Genomic DNA, 6,510 nt, shown 5'->3' on the forward strand with positions numbered 1-6,510 from the left:
GAAACCCAACAAGGAGTTTCGGATTCTTACACAGCCTGAGGATCGGTCAATGGATCCTTAACTGATCGGCATTAGCCCGAGGGCCGCCGTTTTTTTATGCGCGAGGGGGATCAGTTGTCACCCAGCAGGACGGAGTCCAGCGCGATTTCGATCATGTCGTTGAAGGTCAGCTGACGCTCTTCGGAGGTGGTCTGCTCACCAGTACGGATATGGTCGGAGACGGTGCAGATGGTCAGCGCCTTGGCACCGTACTCGGCGGCCACGCCATAGATACCGGCGGCTTCCATCTCGACACCCAGGATGCCGTATTTTTCCATGACGTCGAACATGGAGGGGTCCGGGGTGTAGAACAGATCGGCGGAGAAGATGTTGCCCACGCGCACGGCCACGCCCTTGTTCTTGGCGGCCTGAACGGCATTGGCCACCAGGTCGAAGTCGGCGATGGCGGCGAAGTCGTGGTCCTTGAAGCGCAGACGGTTCACTTTGGAGTCGGTGCAGGCACCCATGCCGATCACCACGTCACGCAGTTTCACGTCTTCACGCACGGCACCGCAGGAGCCCACGCGGATCAGGGTCTTCACGCCGTAGTCGGTGATCAGCTCTTTTGCGTAGATGGAGCAGGACGGAATGCCCATGCCGTGACCCATGACGGAGATGCGACGACCCTTGTAGGTGCCGGTGAAACCGAACATGTTGCGCACGTCGCACACCTGCTCGACGTTCTCCAGGAAGGTTTCGGCGATGTACTTGGCACGCAGGGGGTCGCCCGGCATCAGCACGGTATCAGCAAAGGCGCCATCTTTCGCATTGATATGAGGAGTTGCCATTCTCTTTATTCCTTCACACTAGGTTGAGTTTTATTGTCTTTATGGATTGTCCGCTGCCTGCGCGGCGGCGGTACATTACAGGAAACCGGGGCCCTGTGGCACCCCAGGCAGGCGAACCGGCCCGGGGTCACCATCACAGGAAGCTGGTACCGTATTGCAGCTTGGGCAGGCCGTGGTAGGCCGCGATGCTCTGGCCGATGTCGGCGAAGGTCTCGCGACGACCGACGGAGCCCGCCTTGACCGGCTTGCCGTAGAACAGTACCGGGATGTATTCGCGGGTGTGGTCGGTACCGCTCCAGGTCGGGTCACAGCCGTGGTCGGCGGTCAGCACCACCACGTCGCCATCCTGCAGCAGGTCGAACAGCTCCGGCAGGCGGGAGTCGAAGTACTCCAGCGCATCGGCGTAGCCCTTGACGTCACGGCGGTGACCGTAGGAGGAGTCGAAGTCCACGAAGTTGGTGAAGACGATGGTCTGGTCACCGGCCGCTTTCACCTCTTCCAGAGTCCTGTCCCACAGCTCGGTCAGACCGGTCCCCTTCACCTGCTTGGTGATGCCCTGCTGGGCATAGATGTCGGCGATCTTGCCGATGGAGACCACCTGGCCACCCGCTTCCTTCATGTAGTCCAGCACGGTCGGCGCCGGCGGCAGCACGGAGTAGTCGTGGCGGTTGCCGGTGCGCTTGAAGTTGCCCTTGCCGCTGCCCACGAACGGACGCGCGATGACGCGGCCGATGTTGTAGGGCTCCAGCAGCTCGCGCACTATGTGGCACAGCTCATAGAGCTTCTCGAGGCCATAGGTCTCTTCGTGGCAGGCGATCTGGAACACGGAGTCGGCAGAGGTGTAGAGGATCGGCTTGCCGGTGCGCATGTGCTCTTCGCCCAGATCGTCCAGCACCTGGGTGCCGGAGGCGTGGCAGTTGCCCAGATACCCGGGCAGACCGGCCTTCTCGACGATGGCATCCAGCAGCTCGTGCGGGAAGCTGTTGTGATGGTCGTGGAAATAACCCCACTCGAACAAGACGGGCACGCCGGCAATCTCCCAGTGACCGGACGGGGTGTCCTTGCCTGAGGAGAGCTCCTGGGCAAAGCCGTAGGCACCGATCACCTCGACATCCTTGTTCAGTCCGGCCGGGAAGGTGCCGCTGGCGAGTTCGCCCGCGTGGCCCAGACCCAGCTTGCTGAGGTTTGGCAGGTTGAGAGCGCCACGGCCCTCGATCTCACCGGCGGCGCACGCCTTGGCGATATGGCCAAGGGTATTGGCACCCACGTCGCCGAACTTGTCGGCATCGGCGGCAGCACCAATACCGAAAGAGTCCATCATCAGAATAAAGGTACGTTTCATGGGACTTCCCCTTGTTACAAATCAGCCAGACCGATGCGACGGTAAACCTCGGGCAGCGCCTCTGGTCGGGTGTCGCCGATCTTCACGGCAGCCTGCACCATGCGGGCAGCCTCGGCAAATTGAGCTTCTGTCTGAGCGTGGATCAGGGCGAGCGGCTTGTCAGCATCGACGCTCTGACCCAGGCGGATAAAGTCGGTCAGACCGACCGCATAATCGAGTTTGTCGGCGGCGGCGCGGCGACCACCGCCCATGGCCACCACGGCCAGACCCAGTTCACGGGTGTCCATGGCGGTGACGAATCCGCTGTGGGCCGCGTAGACAGGGCGCACGATGGCGGCTTTGGGCAGGTAGGCGTCGTAGCGCTCCATGAAGTCGGCGGGACCACCGAGGCCGGTCACCATGCGACCGAAGATCTCGGCGGCCTTGCCGTTGTCGAGCACCGCCTGCAGCTTGGCACGGGCGTCCTGCTCGTCGCTCGCAAGCCCCGCGGAGATCAGCATCTCGGCGCACAGGGCCAGGGTCACTTCGTGGATGCGCGGGTTGCGATACTCACCGGTCAGGTAGCGCACCGCCTCGCGCACTTCCACCGCGTTGCCGGCGCTGGAGGCCAGCACCTGGTTCATGTCGGTCAAGAGTGCTGAAGTACGGCAGCCGGCACCGTTGGCCACGGCGACGATGCTCTTAGCCAGTTCCTCGGAGGCTTCAAAGGTCGGCATGAAGGCGCCGGAGCCCACCTTCACGTCCATCACCAGCGCTTCGAGCCCGGAGGCAAGCTTCTTGGAGAGGATGGAGCCGGTGATCATGGCAATGGACTCGACGGTGGCGGTGATGTCCCGTACCGCATAGATACGCTTGTCCGCCGGGGCGAGATCGCCGGTCTGGCCGATGATGGCGACACCCGCCTCTTTCACCACTTTCAGGAAGCGGTCGTTGTCGACCGAGGTCTGGTAGCCGGGGATGGCATCCAGCTTGTCCAGGGTACCGCCGGTATGGCCGAGACCACGGCCGGAGATCATGGGCACGAAACCGCCACAGGCGGCGACCATGGGGCCCAGCATCAGGGAGACGACGTCACCCACGCCGCCGGTGGAGTGCTTGTCGACGATGGGGCCGCCCAGATTGAGGTGGTCCCAGGTCAGCACCATGCCGGAGTCGCGCATGGCGCAGGTCAGGGCGACCCGCTCATCCATGGTCATGTCCTTGAAGTAGACCGCCATCGCCAGGGCCGCGATCTGCCCCTCGCCGATGGTGTTGTTGGTTATGCCCTGGACGAAGAATTGAATCTCTTGGGTACTGAGCGCTTCACCGTTGCGCTTCTTGCGAATAATTTCTTGAGGCAAAAACATCTTTCATTCCCTCCGTGCATCACGCACGAACACAGACCGAACCAGATCCGAAAGGGGGCGGCGCACCGCCCCCTGCCGCCGCTTAGTAACCGCTGGTATTGGCAGGCTTGTCGCCATGCCCCAGGGTCGCCAGCAGGCTGGCCAGCAGGCTGGAGGCGCCGAAGCGGAAGGTGCGGGCGGATACCCAGTCCTTGCCCAGGATCTCTTCGGCCATGGCCAGGTACTGACCCGCCACGGCGGCGTCTTTCACGCCACCGGCCGGCTTGAAGCCCACTTTCGGGTTCTTGGCCTTGATCACTTCCATCATGATGCGGGCCGCTTCAGGGGTCGCGTTCACCGGCACCTTGCCGGTGGAGGTCTTGATGAAATCGGCACCGGCGTCGATGGAGATCTCGGAGGCGCGACGGATCAGCGCCTCTTCCTTCAACTCGCCGGTCTCGATGATCACTTTCAGCAGTACCTTGGCGCCGCAGGCTTCCTTACAGGCTTTGACCAGATCGAAGCCAACCTGTTCATTGCCGGCCATGAAGGCGCGGTACGGGAAGACCACGTCAACCTCGTCGGCACCGTAGGCCACGGCGGCACGGGTCTCGGCCACGGCGATCTCGATGTCGTCGTTGCCGTGGGGGAAGTTGGTCACGGTCGCGATGCGCACGTCGGCGGCGCCGATGTCACGCAGGGTCTTGCGCGCGATGGGGATGAAACGGGGGTAGATGCAGACGGCGGCGGTCAGGCCGGCCGGAGACTTGGCCTTGTGGCACAGGTCGATCACCTTCTGATCGGTGTCGTCATCGTTCAGGGTGGTCAGGTCCATCAGGTTCAGGGCGCGTTGGGCGGCCACTTTCAGATCAGTCATGCTATGTCTCCAAAGTCTTGTTAAGCCCCATCACCCGCGATCGGCTTCACCGAACACCAAGGGTCGGCAGAGACGTTCCCGGAGCAACGGGATATGGAATTGCAGCGCAAATGCACAGGCAATACGGCTGCAAATAAGGCAAGAGCCCTGTCACTTTCTTACAAAAGTGCGGACTTGGTTCCATGAAGACTTGAGAAAGGCCGACTACGCAGACCCGACTTCCCAATCAATTCCATTTGACCGCCAACACCCGGATTCACCGGGCATTAGTCAATGCCAGCACCCTGCTGGCATCGCCTATTTCAGCCGAGATACCCCGTGTTTGCAAGCCGGATTTGCCAATTTCAGAGGTACCTCACACCCGGAAAATCCAGCGCTGGAAGGCGCTTAAGAGAAGAAGCGGGTCAGGATCCAGGAGTAGGCAATGCCCCCCAGATAGACCCCCACGATCCCCATGACGCCGGAGAGGACGGGCGGCGCCGGTATCGGCAACTTGAGGAAAGAAAACAACACCCCAACGATAAAGCCGGCCGCCATAGCCAGTAGCACTTCATTCATAGAACCTCCGATTTGACTCACTTTATTATTAGTCTTGACAGGAAAACGGTTGTCACCTCCCCAAACGAGAACGCCACAGCAAATCGCTGTGGCGTTCGTCTTTATCCTGTCAGTCAGGCGATGTTACATGCCGGACAGCGCCAGGAAGAAGCCTGCGATGGTCGCAGACATCAGGTTGGACAGGGAACCTGCCAGCACGGCCTTCAGACCGAACTTGGCGATGGTGCCGCGACGGTTCGGTGCCATGGAGCCCAGACCACCCAGCAGGATGGCGACGGAGGACAGGTTGGCGAAGCCGCACAGGGCGAAGGAGATGATCGCCTTGGTGTGCTCGGACATGGCCACACCGTTGATCAGCACTTCATCCTTCAGGTAGGGAGCGAAGTTCAGGTAAGCCACGAACTCGTTGACCACCAGCTTCTGACCGATGAAGGAACCGGCCACGACCGCTTCGCTCCAGGGCACGCCGATCAGGAAGGCCAGCGGGGAGAACAGCCAGCCCAGCAGCAGCTCCAGGGAGAGTTACGGGTAACCGAACCAGCCGCCCACACCGGAGAAGATGCCGTTGATCATGGCGATGAGGCCGATGAAGGCCAGCAGCATGGCACCCACGTTCAGGGCCAGTTGCAGACCGGCGGAGGCACCGGCGGCAGCGGCGTCGATCACGTTGGCAGGCTTGTCGTCCAGCTCACCTTCTGCGGTGTTCTCGTCGTAGCTCGGGGTCTCGGTTTCCGGTACCAGCAGCTTGGCGAACAGCAGACCACCCGGGGCAGCCATGAAGGAGGCGGCGATCAGGTATTCCATCTTGACACCCATGGAGGCGTAACCGGCCAGCACGGAGCCGGCAACGGAAGCCAGACCACCACACATGACGGCGAACAGCTCGGAGTCGGTCATCTTGGAGATGAAGGGACGTACCACCAGCGGGGCTTCGGTCTGACCGACGAAGATGTTGGCAGTGGCGGAGAGGGATTCGGTACGGGAGGTGCCCAGCACCTTCTGCAGACCGCCGCCCAGCAGCTTGATCACCCACTGCATGATGCCGAGGTAGTAGAGTACCGCGATCAGGGAAGAGAAGAAGATGATGACGGGCAGGACGCGGAAGGCGAAGACGAAGCCACCGCCACCGAACACTTCGAACATCTTGTTGCCAACCAGACCACCGAACAGGAATTCGATGCCGTTCTGGCCATAACCGATGACGCTGGAGACGGCGTCGGACACGCCCACCAGGATGTCACGACCGACCGGCACGTAGAGCACGAAGGCCCCCAGACCGGCCTGGATGGCAAAGGCGCCACCTACGGTACGAATTTTGATTGCCTTGCGGTTGCTGGAGAACAGCACCGCAATAAGGATGAGCGTCGCCATCCCTACCAGACCCATTATCAGATTCATTATTAACACTTCCTCTTTAGTAGCACCTGCCAGCTTGTTAACGATTTGTGTATTGAAGCCGCTAATCAAGGGTGCGCATTATACTAATTACGGTGCGACAAAATAGAACCTGATTACCCATGATTAGCAGTCACCACGAGCTATACTGATCTTACGTACAGTTACTGAGGTGCGAGATCATGG

At 61.0% G+C, this 6,510-nt stretch carries 5 protein-coding genes and 1 pseudogene; all 6 read right to left on the bottom strand.

The annotated features are described in order from the left end of the window. Positions 1–110: 110 nt before the first annotated feature. Positions 111–827, bottom strand: a complete 717-nt coding sequence (gene deoD / locus OKB81_RS18725) for a purine-nucleoside phosphorylase (RefSeq protein WP_005341325.1) — start codon at positions 825–827, stop codon at positions 111–113. Between the two features lie 133 nt (positions 828–960). Next, positions 961–2,169 carry a phosphopentomutase gene (locus tag OKB81_RS18730; RefSeq protein ID WP_160838337.1) on the bottom strand — a complete coding sequence of 403 codons (1,209 nt, stop codon included), beginning with the start codon at positions 2,167–2,169 and terminating at the stop codon, positions 961–963. A gap of 14 nt (positions 2,170–2,183) precedes the next feature. Further along, the gene (deoA, locus tag OKB81_RS18735) at positions 2,184–3,515 is read right to left on the bottom strand and encodes a thymidine phosphorylase (RefSeq protein ID WP_160838335.1); all 1,332 of its coding nucleotides are present in this window, start codon (positions 3,513–3,515) and stop codon (positions 2,184–2,186) included. An 82-nt stretch (positions 3,516–3,597) separates the two neighbouring features. Beyond that, positions 3,598–4,371 (bottom strand): deoxyribose-phosphate aldolase, encoded by a 774-nt coding sequence (gene deoC, locus OKB81_RS18740; protein WP_039039946.1) that lies wholly within the window; start codon positions 4,369–4,371, stop codon positions 3,598–3,600. 387 nt (positions 4,372–4,758) lie between these two features. Further along, positions 4,759–4,929, bottom strand: coding sequence for a XapX domain-containing protein (locus OKB81_RS18745; protein WP_010673027.1), 171 nt, complete (start codon positions 4,927–4,929; stop codon positions 4,759–4,761). Positions 4,930–5,052: 123 nt separating this feature from the next. Then, positions 5,053–6,327, bottom strand: a pseudogene (locus OKB81_RS18750) (NupC/NupG family nucleoside CNT transporter). Between the last annotated feature and the right edge of the window lie 183 nt (positions 6,328–6,510).

The organism is Aeromonas sp. QDB56 (assembly GCF_027705505.1).
In the GTDB taxonomy this organism is placed as follows: Bacteria; Pseudomonadota; Gammaproteobacteria; order Enterobacterales; family Aeromonadaceae; genus Aeromonas; species Aeromonas caviae.